Raw genomic sequence first — 19,743 nt, forward strand, 5'->3', positions numbered from 1 at the left:
TCGGGATGAACCACGTCATGAAGATCGGTATCGGTGTCGCGCTGTCGTTCATGGCGCTGGCGTCAGTCGCGCAGGCGGACGAGTTCAAGCTCTCCAACAACCAGCGGATCTCCTGCAGCCGCGGCCTGTCGGCCGGCAAGCTCAACACCGCGACCTGCAAGTCCTACGCTTATCTGTTCAACGCCAAGACCTCCGAATACTTCCGCTGCCAGGTTTCGCTGGCGCTGACGCGGGACAACAAGGAGGTCATCAACGTCCAGGCCGACGGCGGCTGCACCAAGAAGCCCCGCATCTTCGAGACCGACGGCAATTACACGTTCGACGCCACCGAGACCGAGCCGCCGAACACCAATTCGTTCTTCGGTCCGGGCGGCTATGCGATCTGGGCCAGCGATGCCAACACCCAAAAGATCCGCGGCTGCATCACCATCTCGTCCGGTCTCGGCTCCGACATCTCGAAATGCCTCGACATGACGTTTCAGTGACGGCTGTGCGGGCGGCGTGATGCGCAAGTTGCGCCCGGCCCCGCTGTGCCGCTCCTGGCTGTTTCTCGAAGGCGCCAACGAGGCGGCCCTGCAAGGCGCGGCCGCCGGCGGCGCCGACGTGCTGATCCACGAGCTCGAGGACTTCACCCCGCCGCTGCTGCGCCCGAAGGCGCGGGCGCTGGCGGCCGAGCTGTACGCGACCTGGCGCGACCAGGGCGCGGTGGTCGCGGTCCGCGTCAATCCGCTGGACCAGGACGGCATGGACGATCTTGCCGCCGTGATGCGCGGCCATCCCGATATCGTCGCGCTGCCGAAGGTCGCCGAGCCGCATCATGTTGTCAGGCTCGACGAGGCGGTAACACGGTTCGAGCGCGACTATGGCATCGCCGAGGGATCGACGTCGCTGTTGCCGAACATCGAGTTCGCGCGCGGCCTGGTGCAGACCGGCGCGATCGCGGCCGCAAGCCGGCGGACCATCGGCTGCCTGATGGCCTCCGAGGACCTCGCCGCCGACCTTGGCGCCGAGCGCGGCAGCGATGGCCTGGAGCTCGCTTACGCGCGGCAGCGCTTCATCGTCGAATGTCGCGCCGCCAATGTCGTCGCGGTCGACTGCCCCTACACCTGGAGCGACGCTGCGGGCGTCGATCGCGACACGATCTGGGCGCGACGGCTGGGTTACACGGCAAAGAGCCTGGTCGATCCTGCACATGCCGCGATCGTCAACCGCGTCCTCACGCCAAGCGAGGATGAGTTGCGTCAGGCCGGCAGGATCGTAGCTGCGTTCGAAGCGGCGCGGGCACAGGGCCTTGGGCGCGTCGAGCTGGACGGCTCGCTGCTGGAAGTCCCGACCTATTCCAACGCAAAGCGCCTGATCGCGCGCGGCGAAGCGCTGCGCGCGATCGATCGCGACACTCGAGCCTAACCGGAGGCCATGCCTCAGGACGCCGGCTGTTTCTCCGAGAAGTGCATGCGCGAGCGGGCGAACTTCTTGACGCCCATCGGCTTGCCGAACAGGTAGCCCTGGACCTGATCGAAATCCATCTCGTGCGCGGCGAGAAAGTCCGCGCGCGTCTCGACCCCCTGCGCAATAACTTGCGCGCCGGCGTCGTGTGCGAGCTCGACGATACGCCGGCACACCGTCTGCTTCAGGCGCTGATCCGCGCAACCGGTGACGTATTGATGGTCGACCTTCAGCTGGACGAACGGAAAGTTCGGCAATCCCAGCAGGGATGGCCAGTTCGCGCCGACATTGTCGATCGAGATGCCGATATTGTGAAGGCGAACGCGCCGGGCGACATCGATCGCCAAATCGAGATTGTCGACCACCTCGGCGCTGTCGATCTCGATCAGCAGGCCGGCGAAGGCGGCATGATCCGGAATCCGGTAACAAAGCTCGCGCACCGCGTGATCGTCGGCGAGGAACGAGATCGGCAGGTTGATCGAAAGATCGACCGGTCCGATCTGTTCGAGCAGATAGCGCCAGTCCTCGATCGCGCGCTCGATCACGAACTCGGACAGCGCATGAAAATGCGGATCGGTTTCGTCGGGGATGAAGTAGGCAGGCGGCACGACGCCCCATGCGGGATGGCGCATCCGGATCAGCGCCTCGGCACCGCTCGGAACCAATGTCCGGAGATGAATTTTCTGCTGATACCACAGCTCGAGCCAGCCGGCCTTCAGCGCTTCGGGCACATCTACTGCCGGGCTCGGTGCGGGCTCGAGCGGCATCAATGACGCAAGACTGTCACGAAGGGTTCCGGCGCTGAACGGGGTCGAGAGTGCCGGCAGCATGGCGACACCGTACTCGTCGCCGATCTGCCGGACCGCTTTCACGATGATGGAGTCCGGCTGGCCGATGACGAGGACCTTGCCGCCGTAGTCCTTTCTCACCAAAGTCTCGAGAATTTTACTGACTTCGATGCCGTCCACGGACACGCCGAGCACCAGAAGATCGGGCCGTTCCGCGTCCAGTACGGTGTCGAGTTCCAAAGCCTGGCCGCATTCGCTGGTGATGAAGCCGAGGTCCTCCAGCGCCTCTGCGAGGAAGGTCCGAAGGTGTTTTTTGCTGTCCGCAATGCATGCGCGTGGGGTCAGCTTGCGATGTCCGAACCAGCCGGCTCGCGTTTGTCCGATGTGACTGATGTGGTTCATGCCCCGCCTTATCCGTAATTACCCCGGCCTGACTCGTACATCCAAGAGCCGTGGCAATCATGGAAATTTCTGGTTCATACATTGATTGGTTCGCTAACCTTAAAGGATTCAATTCGACTCAAATGATCCCGGAATCGCCGCGTCTTGCCGCGGTTACGGGCGCAACAAATGCGTCATCTGGCGTTCATGAGAGCAATCGTGTCCGACTTTGCACCGCACCGGAAACGTTGCGCGCGTGTGTCATCGCGAGACGACGTTAATGACTGTGGTGTCGGGTCGATGCAGAAGCGGAATTGCACCATTGTCGGACATCAGATCGAGTTGCCGCCGAGCACGAACGGCGAATCAGATCATCCGTTCTGCGATGCCAATGCAGTCGTGCGTGACGTCGCCGTTGCCGTTCGCAACGTCTCCGGCATCAACGCGCAGTAGCCGATCAGCCCGGCACAAGCGACGGCTGCAAGAAACAGAAAGGCGGCGCTGTAGCCGGCGTGGACAATGATGAACCCGGCGACCGCCGTGCTCAGCGCGCCGCCGAGGCCGGTTGCGGTGGCGATCGCGCCCTGGCTGATGTTGAAATGCCCAGTACCGTGCGTGAGATCGGCGACGACCAGCGGGAACAGCGCGCCGAAGATTCCCGCGCCGACGCCGTCGAGCAATTGGACCGACACCAGCCAGTATGGATTGTCCGACAACGGATAGAGCGCGCCACGGATCGCCAGCACCGCGAGAGCCACGGCAAAGATCGGCTTTCGGCCCCAGACGTCGGCCTTGCGTCCGACCAGCATCGCAACCGGCACCATCACCAGCTGCGCCGCGATGATGCAGACCGACATCAGCGAGGTCCCAAGATTGCGGTTGACCAATGCGAGCTTCTGTCCGACCAGCGGCAGCATCGCTGCATTGGCAAAATGAAAGATCACGGTCGCGGCCGCGAAGATCAGCAGCGGCTTGCAGGTCAGGAGCACGCGAAAGCCGGACGGCTGGTCATGCAGCGTGCCATGCTCCTCGGCGTCACCGTCGAGCCCGCGCGCGACCTGGTGGTCGATCGCGGCGGCTGGAATCGAGAGCGTTGCGGCGACGCTGGCGAGCGCCATCGCCGCGAGCAGCCAGAACACGACGACGGGACCGAACCAGTAGGCGGTGCCGCCGGCGATCGCCGCGGCGACCGCGTTGCCGGCATGATTGAACGCCTCGTTGCGACCGGTCCGCGCCGCGAACGCCTTGGGTCCGACAATGCCGAGCGTCACCGCGGCGACCGCCGGCGCGAACACCGAGCCCGCGGCCGCGGCGAGCGCCTGGGTCGCCGCGACCAGCGCGAAGTGGTCGAGCAGCGGCAGCAGCAGGCACGCTGCGGTCACGGCGACCGCGGCTGCGATCATCAAGGCGCGCTTGGCGCGGCTGCGGTCGATCAGGGCGCCGGCCGGTGTCTGGGCGACGATCCCGGCGATCGCCGCGATCGACATCACCGACCCGATCGAGGCCTCGTCCCACCTCCGTTCGGTCAGGAGGTAGATCGCCAGATAAGGGCCGAGCCCGTCCCGCACGTCGGCGAGGAAGAAGTTCAACGCATCAAGCGCGCGCTCAACGGGCGTCCCGGACGGCTGCAAGTGATACCTCGCGGCGAGATTGCGCACCTCAACCCGCTCGCGGGCACAGGGTTCCTGCGCAGGTAAAGTGGTGCTGCCATCAGGGGTTTCGGCCTTGCATGCGTCATTTGGATGGGTTGACCCGGCAGGGGCGTGCGGCCAATTTCCGGCCCGGCTTAGGGGAGAATAATACTCATGAATTCAAGGTTGATGGCTGCCGCGATCGTGGCCGCCAGTGTTTTGTCTGCGCCTGTCGCACAGGCCCAGCAGTTCATCAACGTGCTCACCGGCGGCACCTCGGGCGTCTACTATCCGCTCGGCGTCGCGATCGGGAAGATCTACGGCGACAAGATCCCCGACGTGAAGACCCAGGTGCAGGCGACCAAGGCCTCGGTGGAGAACCTGGTGCTGCTGCAGCAGGGCCGCGGCGAGATCGCCTTCACGCTCGGCGATTCGCTGAAGGCGGCCTGGGAAGGCGACGCCGAGGCCGGCTTCAAGAGCAAGCTCGACAAGCTGCGCACCATCGGGGCGATCTATCCGAATTACATCCAGATCGTCGCCACCGCCGAAAGCGGCATCAAGACGCTCGCCGATCTCAAGGGCAAGAGCCTGTCGGTCGGCGCGCCGAAGTCCGGCACCGAGCTCAACTCGCGCGCGATCCTCGCAGCCGCCGGCATGAGCTACAAGGATCTCGGCAAGGTCGAGTATCTGCCGTTCGCCGAATCGGTCGATCTGATGAAGAACCGCCAGCTCAACGCCACGCTGCAGTCCGCCGGCCTCGGCGTCGCCTCGCTGAAGGACCTCTCGACCTCGAGCGAGATCACCGTGGTCGCCGTGCCGAAGGAGACCGTCGACAAGATCGGCCCGCCGTTCGTCTCCGTGATCATCCCGGCCAACACCTATACCGGCCAGGACAAGGACGTGCCGACCGCTGCGGTCGTGAACTACCTCGTCACCTCGAGCGCGGTGTCGGACGATCTCGCCTATCAGATGACCAAGCTGGTCTTCGAATCGCTGCCGGAACTCGCCAATGCCCACGCCGCGGGCAAGGAGATCAAGCTCGCGAGCGCCGCGACCGGCAGCCCGGTGCCGCTGCATCCCGGCGCGATCCGCTATTACAAGGAAAAGGGCCTGATCAAGTAGGGCCGGCTACGTTTCGAGGTGTCATGGCCGGGCTCGACCCGGCCATCCATCTTCCAAGGACATTATTTTGCGATGGATGCGCGGTTCAGGCCCGCGCATGACGATTTGGCCAAGGTGCTATAAGCGTCGCGGGCACGGCGGGGGACCAATCATATGCAGCAGCAGGTTGCGGGCGAGCAGCCCATCAAGGTTGAATTCGACAATTTCGAGCATGGCTTTCCGGAAGGTTTCGGCCTGGGCGCCTGGGGGCATCTGGCCTATGCCATCAGTCTCGCCTTCGCGGTGTTCCAGCTCTATGTCGCGGCGTTCAATTACCTTCCGAGCCAGGTGGTGCGCGGCGTTCATGTCGGCTTCCTGATCCTGCTGACCTTCGGCCTGATCGGCAATTTCACTGCGAAAACCGATTTCGGTCGTGCGGTGAGCTGGATCGTCGGCGCCGCCGGTTTCCTCTGCGGGCTCTATCAGTGGATCTTCTATGCCGACCTGATCGCCCGCGACGGCGATCCGACCAACATGGACCTTGCGGTCGGCACGCTGCTCGCGATCCTGATCTTCGAGGGCACGCGGCGGCTGATGGGGGCGGCGCTGCCGCTGATGTGCGGCGCCTGTCTGCTCTACTGGTTCTTCGGGCAATATCTGCCGTCGCCGTTCAACCATCGCGGCTATGACTTCGACCAGATCGTCACCCATCTCTCGTTCGGCACCGAAGGCTTCTACGGCGTGCCGATCTATGTCTCGGCGACCTACATCTTCCTGTTCATCCTGTTCGGCTCGTTCCTCGAACGCGCCGGCATGATCCAGCTGTTCACCGACGTCTCGCTCGGCCTGTTCGGCCGCACCCGCGGCGGCCCGGCCAAGGTCGCGGTGTTCGCCTCGGGCATGATGGGCACGATCTCCGGCTCCGGCGTCGCCAACGTCGTCACCGTCGGCCAGTTCACGATTCCGCTCATGATCAAGTTCGGCTATCGCCGCGCGTTTGCCGCCGGCGTCGAGGCCACCGCCTCGATGGGTGGCCAGATCATGCCGCCGGTGATGGGCGCGGTCGCCTTCATCATGGCCGAGACGCTCGGCGTTCCCTATTCGGAGATCGTCAAGGCCGCCGTGATTCCGGCGATCCTGTATTTCGCCTCGGCGTTCTGGATGGTGCATCTGGAAGCCGGCAAGCATGGGCTTGTCGGCATGAAGCGTTCGGAGATTCCGAGCGCCTGGAAGGCGCTGGTTGCGCGCTGGTACCTGGTGTTGCCGCTCGCAGCTTTGGTCTACATGCTGTTCGAAGGCTTCACGCCGCTCTATGCCGGCAGCATGGGGCTCGCGCTGACGGTCGCGCTGATCCTCGGCGCCAGCATCACGCTCGGCTTCTCCAACACCGTCGTGCGTTACATCTGCTGGATCGGGCTTGCGCTGGTGGTTGCCGCGGTGTCGCGCCACGGGCTCGAGATCGTTCCGGTGGCCAGCGTCGTCGTTGGTCTCGTGGTCATCGCTGCGATCACACGCGGCGGCCGCGCCACGCTCCGAGCCTGCCGTGACTCGCTCGCCGACAGCGCCAAGTCGGCGCTGACCGTCGGTATGGCCTGCGCCATCGTCGGCACCATCATCGGCATGATGACGCAGACCGGTGTCGGCACCATCTTCGGCAGCTGGATTATCGGGCTCGGCGCCAAGAGCCTGTTCCTGGCGCTGATCATGACCATGCTGCTGTCGATCCTGCTCGGCACCGGCATCCCGACCATCCCGACTTACATCATCACCGCGGCACTGGCTGCGCCTGCGCTGGCCAAGCTCGGCGTGCCGCTGATCGCAAGCCACATGTTCGCGTTCTACTACGGCATCATGGCCGATCTTTCGCCGCCGGTGGCGCTCGCGGCATTGGCGGCGGCGCCGATCGCCAAGGAGAATCCGGACAAGATCGGCTGGGAAGCGATGCGCATCGCGCTTGCCGGCTACGTCATTCCCTTCATCTTCGTCTATTCACCGGCGCTGATGCTGCAAGGCAATGATCCGATGGCCGCGCAACTCGGGTTCTACGGCGCGGTCGCGCTGGCGACCTTCAAGGCGCTGGTGGCGATCGGGTTGTTCGGCATCGTCGCGATCGGATTTCTGTTCACGCGGCTGACCTTGATCGAGATCGTGGTCGCCTTCGGCGCCGCGCTCTGCCTGCTCGGGGACTTCCAGTTCTCCGATACGGCGGGCTTCACGCTCGCCGCTGCGGTCGTGCTGTGGCAATGGCGGCAGCGTCCGCGCGATGCGGTGGCAGCGGCTTGAGCCTTTGCCTCGCATCCGCCGGTGTCGTGAAGGCGCTGTCGATTGCGGCCTTCACGCTCAGCTGGACGCATTCGATCGAGAAGACCGCCTGGCAGGAAGACTGGCAGGTCACGCCCGCCGGACTCACGCTACTGCAAGCACGCATCAAGGGCACCGGCGCCGGCATGGAGCCGCCGCCGGAGGCGCGGCTCATTGGCGGCTGGTTTCAATGGTCGCCGCCGCCGGTGCCCAGGGCGGAGGTCGTGCTCGGCAATTCCGGGGCGGCGGGCGAATGGCACCTGTGCGAGGCGGGACGCTGCCAGACGCTATCGGAGATTTTCGGACATCCGATCGGTGCTAATGTCACGACGATGAGTGTGTGCAAAAGTCCGTAGCCCGGATGGAGCACCAGCGTAATCCGGGGCCGATGTTCCCGGATTGCGCTTCGCTTCATCCGGGCTACGGATTACGTCAGGCTGCAAGAACAACAAACGGGAGAACAGGCGATGGATCGGCTCAAGGGCAAGGTTGCGATGGTGGTCGGGGCTGGCTCGATCGGGCCCGGCTGGGGTAATGGCAAGGCGACCGCCGTGACCTTCGCGCGCGAGGGCGCCAGCGTGTTCTGCGTCGATCGCAACGGCGCGGCGGCCGAGGAGACGGTCAAGATCATCACCGGGGAGGGCGGCAAGGCGGCCGCATTCACCACCGACGTCTCGCGCGCCGGCGAGGTCGAGGCGATGGTCGCGGCCTGTCTCAAGACCTATGGCCGCATCGACGTGCTCGACAACAATGTCGGCATCGCCGAGGTCGGCAGCGTGGTGGAAGTGGCGGAAGCCGAGTGGGACCGCGTCTTCGCGGTCAACCTCAAGAGCGCCTATTTCTCGATGAAGCACGTCATTCCCGTCATGATCAAGCAGGGCGGCGGCTCGATCATCAACATCTCTTCGATCGCCTCAATCCGCCATGTCGGCATTTCCTATGTCAGCTACAACGCGAGCAAGGCCGCGATGAACCAGATGACGCGCTCGACCGCGGTCGAGTTCGCCTCGAAGCATGTGCGCGTCAACGCGATCCTGCCGGGATTGATGAAGACGCCGATGGTCGAACACTCGGCGGGACTGGCGCAGAGCTATGCCAAGGGCGATGTCGAAGCGATGTGGCGCGCCCGCGACGCGCAGGTGCCGATGGGGCATATGGGCGACGCCTGGGACGTCGCCAACGCCGCGCTGTTCCTGGCGTCGGACGAATCGAAATACGTCACCGGCATCGAGCTCGTGGTCGACGGCGGCATCACCTCGAAGTCGGGTGCCTGAACTTACTGCGCCAGGACCAGGATTCCGCCGGCGAACGAATGCCAGGCTGCCGAGGTGCTGATCGGCCAGTTCAGCAGCTTCACCGCGACCAGCGCCAGCCCGCCATAGATATAGATCGGGTGCGGACGGCCGCGGGTGCGCCAGTCGAACACGATCGCGACGACCAGCAGCAGATAGGCGACGAACGCGGGCGCGATCGTCACCGGGACCGGCGGTGGACCCGGCGGGCCGGGTGGCGCGAGGAAGGTCAGGAACCAGCGTGCGACCGCCGCATCGAGGATCGAGATGGCCGCGAGCAGCATCAGCCGCTTGTGAGTCTCGCGGTCGCGGACATAGATGATAGCGAGCGCGACAACGACGGCAAAGAACAGGATGCCGCTAAACGGGACGATCGAGAAGGCGATGCCTTCGTTGATCTGCCCGATGGCGGCCGAGCGCTTCATGACGCTGATCGAGGCCATCAGGCCCAGCATCGTCATGGCGGTTGCAAGCGATACGCCGATCATGCCGACCCGGCGATGCCGCGCGATCCGCCCCGAAGCCGCAAGCCAGCTCTGCAGCACGAAATAGAGCGTCCAGGCGAAGAACAGCAGGCCGTGCAAATGCACGACAGGGGGCGCGGCCAGCGAACCCCGCGCCATCGGCACCCAGTAGGTCGGCGCAAAGCCGAGCAGGGCGACCGCCATGCACGACAACGCCATATAGAAATAGAAGTACTGCGCTTCGACTTTCACCGAGGCGCCGGGCGAGTTGCGGTCAATCAGGATTGTCATGAATGTTAGGTCCGGCAAACTCCGTCATGGTTCAATGGGAAATCTGCCGGGATTTGTGACCGCCGCCGGGCACTAAAGCGCAACGAGATCAGGTTGAAGCGTCATCGCACCTAGATTCTTGTTTGAACCTGATCTTTTCGGAAAACCGCTTCGCACTTTTCCGAATCATGCTTTAGGCCTCGACGCTGAGCTCGGCGCGGTCGAGCTCTTCCTCGACCAGATGGAAGGCATCGTCGCCGATGGTCTCGCTGCGCCGCAGCTTGAGCAGCGCCTGACGCGCGGCCGCGATGGCGCGGCGGCGGATCGGATCCGACGGCAGCTCGCGTGAGGTCAGGCCGCCGTCGGGGTCGTTCTCCGCACGCATGAGCACGGCGCGATATTCGAGCCGGAGGATCTCGGCTTCTTCCGACGGGTCGGCATCGATCTCCTCGAGCGCGGCGCGAAACACCACGCTGCGGGCATGGGCCGCCTCGCGTCCGACCGGATCGTCGTCATCGAAATTGAGCGCCAGGATCAGCGGCCGCAAGGTCAGTCCCTGGATCACGAGCGAGCCCAACACCACGGCAAACGCCGTCAGCAGGATCAGGTCGCGATACGGAAACCATTCAGGCAGTGCAAACGCGGCGGCGAGCGTGACGATGCCGCGCATGCCGCACCACGATACGATGAAGCCGCGCTTCAGGGTCGGCACGGCCTCCACCACATGGGCGGGAAGCCAATGGCGCGCCTTCAGCAGGCGCAGCAGGGCGCCGTAGGGCATCACCCAGAGGATGCGGGCGAGGATCACGACGGCGAGGATCGCGGCCGCAAAGCTGCAATATTTCCACCGCACCTCGTCGTCGAGCTCGGACCAGATCGGGCGCAACTGCAGGCCGATCAGCATGAAGGCGAGCACATTGAGCACGAACACGACGGTCTCCCACACCGCATAGGACGACACGCGCAGCCGTGCCGAGGTGCGGGCCGGCGCGGTACGGGCGATGGTGATGGCATAGGCGATGATGGTGAGGATGCCGGACAGGCCGAGATGCTCGGCGACGATCCACACCATGAAGGTGCCGCCGAATTGCGTGATGATCGCGCTCGGCGCCTCGGTGATGCGGCGGGTGATCATCATCCAGACCCGTGCGAACAAATAGCCGGCGGCGAGGCTGCCGACCAGTGCGACCGTGATCGACGGCACGAATTCGCGGATCTTCATGTGCTCGGCGGCGACCAGGCCGACCGCGACGCGATAGATCAACAGCGACGTGGCATCGTTGAGCAGGCTTTCGCCTTCGAGGATTTTCTGGATCCGGTACGGCAGGTTGACCTGGCGCAGGATCGCGGTGGCCGCGGCCGCGTCGGGCGGCGCCACGATGGCACCGAGCGCGATCGCGACCGGCCAGGGCATGTCCGGGCGCAGCCAGTGCGCGACCACGGCGACCGCCGCCGTCGTGACGCCGACCGCGACCACCACCAGCGTCGAGACCGGCAGCCAGTTGTTGCGGAGGTCGCGCAGCGAGGTGTCGTAGGCAGCATCGAGCAGCACTGGTGCGACGAACAGCGCCAGCGCCAGTTTCGGTTCCAGGGCCCAGGTCGGGGCCCACGGCAGCAGGGTCAGCAGCACGCCGCCGAGCGCAAGAAAGGTCGGGTAGGGCACCTTGATCCGCCGCGCCAGCGCTGACAGTGCCACCGCCGCGAGCAACAGGCCGATGATCCATTCGAATGTCAGCAAGGCGAACCCCCAAGTGCGGCCCAACGTGCGGCTCCAAGTGCAGCCGATCGTCGCAATTGACGTATAATCCAGCGTGTGGTTTTGCGGCAAATGGCGCCGCCGGACATCAGGGGTCGGCGGTTCGGGTGCGGGAGAGGTATGTCTTGTCGGCGATCGGGATGCGACGTAGCTCTGCGAATCTGGCTTTCAATCTGACTCTGGCGCTGCTGTGCGTTGGCCTGTCGGGCGCGCTGACGTCAGGCGTTGCGCGCGCGGCCGGCAGCGAGCCAGGCAAGGATGTTCAGGCCGATGCCGGGCCCTGCATCGCCGCCGCTGCTGCGGCAGATGACGACAAGACCATCAATGCCTGCGGCGGGCTGATCGACAATGAGAAGGCGGCCAAGCCGGATCGAGTCAAGGCCCTCCTGGCTCGCGCGAGCGCCTATGATCGCAAGCAGATGATCGACCGCGCGATCGCAGATTACGACACCGTGCTCCGGCTCGATCCATCGCTTGCCGATGCCCACAATGCGCGCGGCGAGCTGTGGCGCCGCAAGGGTGACCGGCCGAAGGCGATCATGGATTTCGGCGCGGCCGTCAAGCTCAACCCCGATCACACCGCCGCCAAGGCCAACTACAAGTCGCTGTCGCTGGAGCTGGAGCGGATCGGCGCCATGATGGCGGTCGCGGGCAAGCCGAGCTTCGATTGCCACAAGGCGCGCCGGCCGGTGGAGAAGGCGATCTGCGCCAATCCCGCGCTTGCCGATCTTGATCGCGAGATCGTCGCATCGACCTTCCGCACGGTGCGCGAGGCGCAGGACCCGCGCCAGGCGCGCGAGCTGCAGCGCGCGCAGGATCAGTTCATCGCCCGCCGCAACGCGGAATTCGGCAAGCCGGACTATGACCTGCAAAAGGCGATGCGCGAGCGGTTGCAGCGGATCAATGGGGTCGACGGGTACTAGACTCCGTCCCGAAAACGTTCTCGTTCCACCCGGCCGAAGGTCGCGGTCATTTCGGCTTGAAACGGCGCCGCTTCCCGTGACAATGGTCGGCAAATGACGCGCGACCGCGCGAGGGAGAAACGCGATGAACATCCAACAGAGCCGGTATCATGAGGTGTATGCCCGCTCGCTTCGAGACCCCGAGGGTTTTTGGGCGGAAGCGGCGCGCGAGATAGACTGGATCGAGCCGGCCAAGAAGATTTACGATCCCTCTATGGGCGCCTATGGACGCTGGTTCGCCGGCGCCGTGGTCAACACCTGCTACAACGCGCTGGATCGCCATGTCGCCGGCGGCCGCGCCGACCAGGTCGCGCTGATCCACGATTCCCCGCTCACCAACACCATCACCAAATTCACCTATTCCGAGCTTCTGAAAGAAGTACAGACGCTCGCCGCGGTCATGCAGGATTTCGGCGTGACCAAGGGCGACCGCGTCATCCTCTATATGCCGATGGTGCCGGAGGCCGTCGTCGCGATGCTCGCCTGCGCGCGGATCGGCGCGGTGCACAGCGTGGTGTTCGGCGGCTTCGCGGCCAAGGAGCTCGCCACCCGCATCGACGACGCCAAGCCGAAGCTGATCTTCTCGGCGAGCTGTGGCATCGAGCCCGGGCGTATCGTACAGTACAAGCCGCTGCTCGATGAAGCGATCCGCCTCGCCGGCGCCAAGCCCGACACTTGCATCATCCTGCAGCGGCCGCAGCAGGCGTGCGAGCTCACCGCGGGCCGCGACCATGACTGGGCGGCGCTGCGCAGCGCGGCGCTCGATGCCGGCAAGGCCGCGCCTTGCGTGCCGGTCGCCGCGACCGATCCGCTCTACATCCTCTACACCTCGGGCACGACCGGAATCCCGAAGGGCGTGGTGCGCGACAATGGCGGGCATCTCGTCGCGCTGAAATGGTCGATGCACAATCTCTACGGCGTGAAGCCCGGCGAGATCTGGTGGTGCGGCTCCGACATCGGCTGGGTGGTCGGCCACTCCTACATCGTCTATGGCCCGCTGATCCACGGCGCGACCACGATCATGTATGAGGGCAAGCCGGTCGGCACGCCGGATGCCGGCGCGTTCTGGCGCGTGATCTCAGAGCACAAGGCGGTCGCCTTCTTCACCGCGCCGACTGCGTTTCGCGCGATCAAGAAGGAAGATCCCGAGGGCAAGCTGCTGAGGAGCTACGACCTCTCGAGCTTCCGCACGCTGTTTCTCGCCGGCGAACGTGCCGATCCGCCGACGGTGGAGTGGGCGGAGCAGCAGCTCAAGGTGCCGGTCATCGATCACTGGTGGCAGACCGAGACCGGCTGGTGCATCGCCGGCAATCCGGTTGGCCTCGGCATGCTGCCGGTCAAGCACGGTTCGCCGACGGTGCCGATGCCGGGCTATCAGGTCGACATCGTCGACGAGGCGGCGAAGCCGGTCGCCGCGGGCACCATGGGCTCGATCGTGGTCAAGCTGCCGATGCCACCGGCCTGCCTGCCGACACTGTGGCAGCAGGACGACCGCTTCAGGGACGCCTATCTCTCGGAATTCCCTGGCTACTACAAGACCTCGGACGCCGGCTACAAGGATGCGGACGGCTATGTCTGGGTGATGGGCCGCACCGACGACATCATCAATGTCGCCGGCCACCGGCTCTCCACCGGCGGCATGGAGGAGATCCTCGCCTCGCATCCCGACGTTGCCGAATGCGCCGTGCTCGGCGTCAAGGATGCGATCAAGGGCGAGGTGCCCTGCGGCTTCCTGGTGCTGAAGGCGGGCGTCACCAAGGCGCCGGATCAGGTCGAGAAGGAGGTCGTGGCGCTGGTGCGCGAGAAGCTCGGCCCGGTCGCCGCGTTCAAGCTCGCGATCACGGTGGCGCGGTTGCCGAAGACCCGCTCCGGCAAGATCCTGCGCGGCACCATCAAGAAGATCGCCGATGGCGAGCCCTGGACCATGCCGGCGACGATCGAGGACCCCAAGGTGCTCGACGAAATCGGCGAGGCGCTGAAGGGCAAGGCGTAGTTTGCTCGTTGCGCTGTCGGCGCGCTGCCGAGAGAGCGCGTTGCTCGGCACCCCTCTCCCCACCCTCTCCCACAAGGGGAGAGGGAGCCTTACCAGCGTGCTCACCTGACGTGAGGCAGCCACCGGCGGAAGGGTTCCCTCTCCCTTGTGGGAGAGGGTTAGGGAGAGGGGCGGCCGCGGGCGCGATGGCCGATGAGTGCGTGATCGTCCAGCTCGCTCGCGCTCCATCGAAACCCATTGGAAGCAAAATGGCCTTGATTTTGATGGATTGCCGGGTCATCCCGGCCTTCCCTGTCGTATGCCATGAGATACGGACCACCGGATGCGATCCATTTCCGCACGCGCGCCTCTTGCATTGCTGCTCGCACTGCCACTGCTGGCAGGCTGTCTCGAGCGCGGCCGATCGCCGATCGCGGAGAGCATGGGCGACGACGATCAGTACTGCCAGGCTGGCGGCAAGGTGGCGGTCGGCTCGCCCGAATATGTCGCCTGCCGCAAGGATCGCGACGTGCAGCGCCAGAACGCCGAAGCCCGCACCGATCGGCGGCAGCGCGATCTCGGCGAATACATGATGAACAATCCGGACCGCCACTAGGCGCCATGGTGACGGCCCGCCCGGTGAGGTATGCGTGGACGGCCGCCGGGCCGAATTCCGGCAAGGTATCGGCTCGCCGCATGCGATTATGAGCGGCTGTTTGGATGAGACCAGGTCCTGTGCTTGTGGAAGGCGAGCTCGCGTTGCAACGTGACAGGATCGGGGAGCTCGATGGGCTGCGCGCGATCGCATTGCTGACCGTCGTGATCTGGCACTATTTCGGCGCGCCGGACGGTCCGCAGGGCATGCCGTGGAAATTGCTGCATGTCGGCCGCTTCGGCGTCGACCTGTTCTTCATTCTGTCCGGCTATCTCATCACCGATATTCTGCTGCGCTACCGCGCGGCCGAACGATATTACTCGGCCTTCTACGGCAGGCGCGCGTTTCGCATCTGGCCGCTGTACTACCTGATGTGCGCTGGCGCTCTGATCGGCTGGTATTTTTCGTTAAGCCCTGATCTGTTCGACACCAGGGGCGTGCCCGGCTGGCTGTATCTGTTCGGCTTGCAGAATTTCGGCATGGCCAAGGCGCAGACCGATGGCGCTTACTTTCTGGCCGTAACCTGGTCGCTCGCGATCGAGGAGCAGTTTTATCTGCTGTTTCCTTTGCTGGTCCGGAACATCCCGCCCGAGCGGCTGTTTGCGATCCTGCTCGTGCCGATCCTGATCTGCCCGATCGGGCGCCTGATCGATAGCGCGCTGCCGGACGCCTACGGCTGGTACGTGCTGCCGCAATTCAGGATCGATTCGCTTGCGATCGGCGCGCTGATCGCCTGGTGGCGCCTTTATCGCAAGCCGGATGTCGAGGTCTCCAGACGCGTCGCCGCCATCCTCAAATGGTCGATCATCTCGCTTCCCCTGCTGTGGCTGTTCGGATGGAAGCGCTGGTCGGTGGCGTTCTCGCACACGCAGGTCGAGATCTTCTTCGGTTCTCTGCTGTTCGTCGTTCTGGAAAATCGCGGCTCGCCAAAACTCGCACTGCTGCGCAGTTCGGTCGCGACCTTCTTCGCCAGGACGTCCTACGCGGCGTATCTCACCCACCACGTCATCCTGTACCTGCTGTTCGCCGTGCTGCATCAACCGAGGACGGTCGGGAGCCTTGCCGGCATCTCGCTGACCTTCGGCGCGTTCGCGTTGACGTTCGGCCTGTGTGCCCTGAGCTATCGATATTTCGAACGTCCGCTGCTCGACTTTGCCCACCGGCGTTTCTCGTTCGGGTGAGCGAAAGCGGCCCCCGGTGCGCCGCTCGCGGGATCAAGGCTGCGCGTGCCGCAAACAAAAACGCGGCGGGTTGCCCGCCGCGTTCGTATCGTGATCGTCGAGAAACGCAGCCGGCGCTTACTCCTCGTCGTCGGCCTTCTTGCCGCCGATCGTCTTCAGCTTGGCGAACACGGCATCGACATTGAGATCGTCGTGCCGCTCGATCGGCTGATCGTCGAGCTCGTCCTTGCGCGTGGTCTCGGAGGCCGGCAGCAGCGTGGCGCCGCCGTAGACGGTCGTGGTCGGCTTCTCCTTGGCGGCGCGCTGCACCTCGAAATCGAGCTCGATCTGCGAGCACAGGCCGAGCGTCACCGGGTCCATCGGGGTCAGCGTCGACGCGTTCCAGTGGGTGCGGTCACGTACGCTCGCGATCGTGGTCTTGGTGGTGCCGACCAGACGCATGATCTGGGCGTCCTTGAGTTCGGGGTGGTTGCGCACCAGCCAGAGGATCGCGCTCGGCCGCTCATGGCGGCGCGACACCGGGGTGTAGCGCGGGCCCTTCTTCTTGGCGGCGGTCGGCAGCACCACCTTGCTCTCCTGGAGCCTGAGGCGGTAGTTCTGGTCCCGCTCGCCGCGCTCGATCTCCTCGCGGGTCAGCTGGCCGTTGGAAATCGGGTCCATGCCCTTGATGCCCTGGGCGGCGTCGCCGTCGGCGATGGCGCGCACCTCCAGGGGGTGCATTTTGGTGAAATCGGCCACCTGATCGAACGTCAGGGCGGTATTATCGACCAACCACACGGCAGTCGCCTTCGGCATCAGCGGTGCGTTGCTCATGGCAAATCTCCTTTGTGCTTCGCCCACCTCTGTAGAGGCGAAGCTGGTAGTCATCGGCGATGACGGGAATTATAGGGCCTATATAAGCCCTCCGGGGGGAATGGCGCAATGGGCCAGCAAAATCGCCTTGACAGCGCCCGAAAGCAGTCCCAAGTCCTTATCCTAACTGGCCGTTCCCCGCCCGCCGGCGAGGGGTGATTCGGTCCCGAGATTGCCCCGAGATTGCCCCGAGACAGCCTGATGTCAGCGAAAAAACCCGATCTTAGAATCGTGCTTTGTTCCCCCCGCGGCTTTTGCGCCGGGGTGGTCCGCGCCATCGATACGGTCGAACGCGCGCTCACCATTTATGGTGCCCCGGTCTATGTCCGGCACGAAATCGTCCATAACAAGTATGTGGTCGACAGCCTGAAGACCAAAGGCGCCATTTTCGTCGAGGAATTGGCCGAAATCCCCGACGATACCAACGCGCCGGTGGTGTTTTCGGCCCACGGCGTTCCCAAGTCGGTTCCGGCCGAGGCCAAGTCCCGCAATTTCTTCTCGCTGGACGCGACCTGCCCGCTGGTGACCAAGGTCCATCGCGAGGCGGCGATCCATTTCAAGCGCGGCCGCGAGATCCTCCTGATCGGGCATTCCCATCACCCCGAGGTGGTCGGAACCCTGGGCCAGCTGCCAGAGGGCGCCGTGACCCTGATCGAGACCGCCGAGGATGCTAAAACCTTCGTGCCGAAGGATCCCGACAACCTCGCCTTCGTGACCCAGACCACGCTGTCGATCGACGACACCGCGGAGATCGTGGCGCTGCTCAAGCAACGGTTCCCGAATGTCAACGGTCCGCACAAGGAAGACATCTGCTACGCCACCACCAATCGCCAGCTCGCGGTGAAGAAGGTGGCGCCGGTGGTCGATGCCCTGATCGTGGTCGGTGCGCCGAACTCGTCGAACTCGCAGCGCCTGCGCGAGGTCGCCGAGCGCGAGGGCTGCCCCATTGCGATTCTTGCCCAACGTGCCAGCGACATCGACTGGAGCAGGTTTGAAGGCATCACGAGCCTCGGCATCACCGCGGGCGCTTCGGCGCCAGAAGTGATCGTCGAGGAGATCATGGGCGCCTTCGCCGAGCGCTTCGAGCTTCACGTGGAGACGGTCTCGGCCGCGGAAGAGAACGAGTTCTTCCCGCTGCCGCGTTCGCTGCGGCCCGACGCTGCCGCCGCGGAATAGACCATATGGCGGTCTACACCGACGTTGCCGCCGAAGACCTCGCGGAATTCCTCAAGAGCTACGACATCGGCGAATTGCTCTCCTACAAGGGCATCGCCGAGGGCGTCGAGAATTCGAACTTCCTGCTGCACACCAGCCAGGGCGCGTACATCCTCACGCTCTACGAGAAGCGTGTGGCCGAGGACGACCTGCCGTATTTCCTGTCGCTGATGGCGCACCTCGCCGCGCGCGGTGTGTCGTGCCCGCAGCCGGCGCGCAACCGCAGGGGTGAGGTCTACAGCCGGCTCGCCGGCCGGCCGGCGGCGATCATCAACTTCCTCGAAGGCATGTGGCCGCGGCGGCCGAACGTGGCGCATTGCTCCGGCGTCGGCGAAGCGCTGGCCAGGATGCATCTGGCCGGCCGCGACTTTCCGCTGGTCCGCGAGAATCCGCTGTCGGTCGCCGGCTGGCGGCCGCTGTTCGATCTCGCCGCCGCGCGGGCCGACAGCGTGCAGACGGGTCTGCACGACTTCATCGCGCGCGAGCTCGATCATCTCGAAGCCGCGTGGCCGGCGGATCTGCCGGTCGGCGTGATCCATGCCGACCTGTTTCCCGACAACGTCTTCTTCCTCGGCGACAAGGTCTCGGGCCTGATCGACTTTCCGTTCGCCTGCAACGATATCCTGGCCTACGACGTTGCGATCTGCCTCAACGCCTGGTGCTTCGAGCCGGATCATTCCTTCAACGTCACCAAGGCGCGCGCGCTGCTCAATGCCTATGGCCGCGAGCGGCAATTGTCGGCGGCGGAACAGGCTGCGCTGCCGCTGCTCGCGCGCGGCGCCGCGCTCCGTTTCCTGCTGACGCGCCTGGTCGATTTCCTCAACGTGCCCGAGGGTGCGCTGGTGCAGCCGAAGGATCCGCTGGAATACGTCCGCAAGCTGCGCTTCCATCAGAACGTCGCTGCTATCAATGACTACGGCATCACGCCGGCCGGATGCACGGCGTGAGCGACAAGCCGCATGTGATCGTCTTCACCGATGGTGCCTGCTCCGGAAACCCCGGACCGGGCGGCTGGGGCGCGATCCTCAGATTCGGCGACGTCGAGAAGGAATTGAAGGGCGGCGAGGCGCACACCACCAACAACCGGATGGAGCTGATGGCGGCGATCTCGGCGCTGGAAGCCCTGAAGAAGCCCTGCGTGGTCGACCTCACCACCGACAGCCAGTACGTCCGTCAGGGCATTACCGCCTGGATTCACGGCTGGAAGCGCAACGGCTGGCGCACCGCCGACAAGAAGCCGGTGAAGAATGTCGAGCTGTGGCAGCGCCTCGACGCCGCGCTGAAGCCGCACGAGGTGCGCTGGCACTGGATCAAGGGCCATGCCGGCCACGCCGAGAACGAACGCGCCGACGAGCTGGCGCGCGAGGGCGTGGCGATGGCGCGGCTGAAGGGGTAAGGGCGGCGAGCGCCGGCTGCGCATCAGCGATCCCGGCTATCGCCATACCCAAAACTGTCATCGCCCGCGAAAGCGGGCGA

The 19,743-nt window shown here is 64.9% G+C and carries 18 protein-coding genes; 13 read left to right on the forward strand and 5 right to left on the reverse strand.

The window, feature by feature from the left end; all coding sequences use genetic code 11:
* The first annotated feature begins 5 nt into the window (after nucleotides 1-5).
* Nucleotides 6-485 carry a hypothetical protein gene (locus BraRD5C2_RS02670; protein ID WP_223966664.1) on the forward strand — a complete coding sequence of 160 codons (480 nt, stop codon included), beginning with the start codon at nucleotides 6-8 and terminating at the stop codon, nucleotides 483-485.
* 19 nt (nucleotides 486-504) lie between these two features.
* A complete protein-coding gene (locus BraRD5C2_RS02675) occupies nucleotides 505-1,407 on the forward strand; it encodes an HpcH/HpaI aldolase/citrate lyase family protein (RefSeq protein ID WP_223966665.1) in 903 nt (300 codons plus the stop codon).
* 14 nt (nucleotides 1,408-1,421) lie between these two features.
* Here BraRD5C2_RS02675 and BraRD5C2_RS02680 read toward each other — a convergent pair whose 3' ends face one another.
* Nucleotides 1,422-2,636: an EAL domain-containing response regulator gene (locus BraRD5C2_RS02680; RefSeq protein ID WP_223966667.1), complete on the reverse strand. Its 1,215-nt coding sequence runs from the start codon at nucleotides 2,634-2,636 to the stop codon at nucleotides 1,422-1,424.
* A gap of 350 nt (nucleotides 2,637-2,986) precedes the next feature.
* Entirely contained in the window at nucleotides 2,987-4,246 is a 1,260-nt protein-coding gene (locus BraRD5C2_RS02685; RefSeq protein ID WP_223966669.1) for an MFS transporter, read from the reverse strand.
* Nucleotides 4,247-4,420: 174 nt separating this feature from the next.
* On the opposite strand from BraRD5C2_RS02685, the gene BraRD5C2_RS02690 reads away from it, so the two are divergent.
* From BraRD5C2_RS02690 to BraRD5C2_RS02705, 4 genes are all read left to right on the forward strand, one after another.
* Entirely contained in the window at nucleotides 4,421-5,368 is a 948-nt protein-coding gene (locus BraRD5C2_RS02690; protein ID WP_223966671.1) for a TAXI family TRAP transporter solute-binding subunit, read from the forward strand.
* Between the two features lie 153 nt (nucleotides 5,369-5,521).
* On the forward strand, nucleotides 5,522-7,630 hold the full coding sequence (locus tag BraRD5C2_RS02695) for a TRAP transporter permease (protein ID WP_223966672.1): 2,109 nt from the start codon (nucleotides 5,522-5,524) through the stop codon (nucleotides 7,628-7,630).
* Nucleotides 7,591-8,004: a DUF1850 domain-containing protein gene (locus BraRD5C2_RS02700; RefSeq protein ID WP_223966673.1), complete on the forward strand. Its 414-nt coding sequence runs from the start codon at nucleotides 7,591-7,593 to the stop codon at nucleotides 8,002-8,004. The genes BraRD5C2_RS02695 and BraRD5C2_RS02700 overlap by 40 nt, the downstream gene beginning before the upstream one ends.
* A gap of 111 nt (nucleotides 8,005-8,115) precedes the next feature.
* A complete protein-coding gene (locus BraRD5C2_RS02705) occupies nucleotides 8,116-8,922 on the forward strand; it encodes an SDR family NAD(P)-dependent oxidoreductase (RefSeq protein ID WP_223966674.1) in 807 nt (268 codons plus the stop codon).
* A gap of 2 nt (nucleotides 8,923-8,924) precedes the next feature.
* Here the strand turns inward: BraRD5C2_RS02705 and BraRD5C2_RS02710 are convergent, their stop codons facing one another.
* Complete coding sequence (locus tag BraRD5C2_RS02710; RefSeq protein ID WP_223966675.1) at nucleotides 8,925-9,695, reverse strand: hypothetical protein; 771 nt, start codon at nucleotides 9,693-9,695, stop codon at nucleotides 8,925-8,927.
* Between the two features lie 172 nt (nucleotides 9,696-9,867).
* Nucleotides 9,868-11,412 carry a cation:proton antiporter gene (locus BraRD5C2_RS02715; protein WP_223966676.1) on the reverse strand — a complete coding sequence of 515 codons (1,545 nt, stop codon included), beginning with the start codon at nucleotides 11,410-11,412 and terminating at the stop codon, nucleotides 9,868-9,870.
* A 158-nt stretch (nucleotides 11,413-11,570) separates the two neighbouring features.
* On the opposite strand from BraRD5C2_RS02715, the gene BraRD5C2_RS02720 reads away from it, so the two are divergent.
* The 4 genes from BraRD5C2_RS02720 to BraRD5C2_RS02735 all read left to right on the forward strand — a co-directional run bounded on the left by BraRD5C2_RS02720 (nucleotide 11,571) and on the right by BraRD5C2_RS02735 (nucleotide 16,200).
* The gene (locus BraRD5C2_RS02720; RefSeq protein WP_223966677.1) at nucleotides 11,571-12,353 is read left to right on the forward strand and encodes a hypothetical protein; all 783 of its coding nucleotides are present in this window, start codon (nucleotides 11,571-11,573) and stop codon (nucleotides 12,351-12,353) included.
* Nucleotides 12,354-12,477: 124 nt separating this feature from the next.
* Nucleotides 12,478-14,385 (forward strand): propionyl-CoA synthetase, encoded by a 1,908-nt coding sequence (locus BraRD5C2_RS02725; protein WP_223966678.1) that lies wholly within the window; start codon nucleotides 12,478-12,480, stop codon nucleotides 14,383-14,385.
* Nucleotides 14,386-14,707: 322 nt separating this feature from the next.
* On the forward strand, nucleotides 14,708-14,980 hold the full coding sequence (locus tag BraRD5C2_RS02730) for a hypothetical protein (RefSeq protein WP_194458312.1): 273 nt from the start codon (nucleotides 14,708-14,710) through the stop codon (nucleotides 14,978-14,980).
* A gap of 104 nt (nucleotides 14,981-15,084) precedes the next feature.
* Nucleotides 15,085-16,200, forward strand: a complete 1,116-nt coding sequence (locus BraRD5C2_RS02735) for an acyltransferase family protein (protein ID WP_223966680.1) — start codon at nucleotides 15,085-15,087, stop codon at nucleotides 16,198-16,200.
* Between the two features lie 117 nt (nucleotides 16,201-16,317).
* Here BraRD5C2_RS02735 and BraRD5C2_RS02740 read toward each other — a convergent pair whose 3' ends face one another.
* Nucleotides 16,318-17,013: a DUF1013 domain-containing protein gene (locus BraRD5C2_RS02740; RefSeq protein ID WP_050405544.1), complete on the reverse strand. Its 696-nt coding sequence runs from the start codon at nucleotides 17,011-17,013 to the stop codon at nucleotides 16,318-16,320.
* A gap of 240 nt (nucleotides 17,014-17,253) precedes the next feature.
* Here BraRD5C2_RS02740 and ispH point away from each other — a divergent pair, with 240 nt between their 5' ends.
* The 3 genes from ispH to rnhA are packed head-to-tail and all read left to right on the forward strand — an operon-like array spanning nucleotide 17,254 to nucleotide 19,663.
* Nucleotides 17,254-18,228: a 4-hydroxy-3-methylbut-2-enyl diphosphate reductase gene (gene ispH, locus BraRD5C2_RS02745; RefSeq protein ID WP_223966682.1), complete on the forward strand. Its 975-nt coding sequence runs from the start codon at nucleotides 17,254-17,256 to the stop codon at nucleotides 18,226-18,228.
* A gap of 5 nt (nucleotides 18,229-18,233) precedes the next feature.
* Complete coding sequence (locus tag BraRD5C2_RS02750; RefSeq protein WP_223966684.1) at nucleotides 18,234-19,214, forward strand: homoserine kinase; 981 nt, start codon at nucleotides 18,234-18,236, stop codon at nucleotides 19,212-19,214.
* Nucleotides 19,202-19,663, forward strand: coding sequence for a ribonuclease HI (rnhA, locus tag BraRD5C2_RS02755; RefSeq protein WP_223966686.1), 462 nt, complete (start codon nucleotides 19,202-19,204; stop codon nucleotides 19,661-19,663). The genes BraRD5C2_RS02750 and rnhA overlap by 13 nt, the downstream gene beginning before the upstream one ends.
* Nucleotides 19,664-19,743: the final 80 nt, after the last annotated feature.

The organism is Bradyrhizobium sp. RD5-C2 (genome assembly GCF_019972155.1).
In the GTDB taxonomy this organism is placed as follows: domain Bacteria; phylum Pseudomonadota; class Alphaproteobacteria; order Rhizobiales; family Xanthobacteraceae; genus Bradyrhizobium.

What these genes read in the sequence shown, in the direction of transcription:
- BraRD5C2_RS02740 (WP_050405544.1), bottom strand. Translation starts at nt 17,013, where the DNA reads ATGAGCAACGCACCGCTGATGCCGAAGGCGACTGCCGTGTGGTTGGTC.
- BraRD5C2_RS02695 (WP_223966672.1), top strand. Translation starts at nt 5,522, where the DNA reads ATGCAGCAGCAGGTTGCGGGCGAGCAGCCCATCAAGGTTGAATTCGAC.
- BraRD5C2_RS02750 (WP_223966684.1), top strand. Translation starts at nt 18,234, where the DNA reads ATGGCGGTCTACACCGACGTTGCCGCCGAAGACCTCGCGGAATTCCTC.
- BraRD5C2_RS02675 (WP_223966665.1), top strand. Translation starts at nt 505, where the DNA reads ATGCGCAAGTTGCGCCCGGCCCCGCTGTGCCGCTCCTGGCTGTTTCTC.
- BraRD5C2_RS02725 (WP_223966678.1), top strand. Translation starts at nt 12,478, where the DNA reads ATGAACATCCAACAGAGCCGGTATCATGAGGTGTATGCCCGCTCGCTT.
- BraRD5C2_RS02705 (WP_223966674.1), top strand. Translation starts at nt 8,116, where the DNA reads ATGGATCGGCTCAAGGGCAAGGTTGCGATGGTGGTCGGGGCTGGCTCG.
- BraRD5C2_RS02730 (WP_194458312.1), top strand. Translation starts at nt 14,708, where the DNA reads ATGCGATCCATTTCCGCACGCGCGCCTCTTGCATTGCTGCTCGCACTG.
- rnhA (WP_223966686.1), top strand. Translation starts at nt 19,202, where the DNA reads ATGCACGGCGTGAGCGACAAGCCGCATGTGATCGTCTTCACCGATGGT.
- BraRD5C2_RS02670 (WP_223966664.1), top strand. Translation starts at nt 6, where the DNA reads ATGAACCACGTCATGAAGATCGGTATCGGTGTCGCGCTGTCGTTCATG.
- BraRD5C2_RS02690 (WP_223966671.1), top strand. Translation starts at nt 4,421, where the DNA reads ATGAATTCAAGGTTGATGGCTGCCGCGATCGTGGCCGCCAGTGTTTTG.
- ispH (WP_223966682.1), top strand. Translation starts at nt 17,254, where the DNA reads ATGTCAGCGAAAAAACCCGATCTTAGAATCGTGCTTTGTTCCCCCCGC.
- BraRD5C2_RS02680 (WP_223966667.1), bottom strand. Translation starts at nt 2,636, where the DNA reads ATGAACCACATCAGTCACATCGGACAAACGCGAGCCGGCTGGTTCGGA.
- BraRD5C2_RS02700 (WP_223966673.1), top strand. Translation starts at nt 7,591, where the DNA reads ATGGCGGCAGCGTCCGCGCGATGCGGTGGCAGCGGCTTGAGCCTTTGC.
- BraRD5C2_RS02720 (WP_223966677.1), top strand. Translation starts at nt 11,571, where the DNA reads ATGCGACGTAGCTCTGCGAATCTGGCTTTCAATCTGACTCTGGCGCTG.
- BraRD5C2_RS02710 (WP_223966675.1), bottom strand. Translation starts at nt 9,695, where the DNA reads ATGACAATCCTGATTGACCGCAACTCGCCCGGCGCCTCGGTGAAAGTC.
- BraRD5C2_RS02735 (WP_223966680.1), top strand. Translation starts at nt 15,085, where the DNA reads ATGAGACCAGGTCCTGTGCTTGTGGAAGGCGAGCTCGCGTTGCAACGT.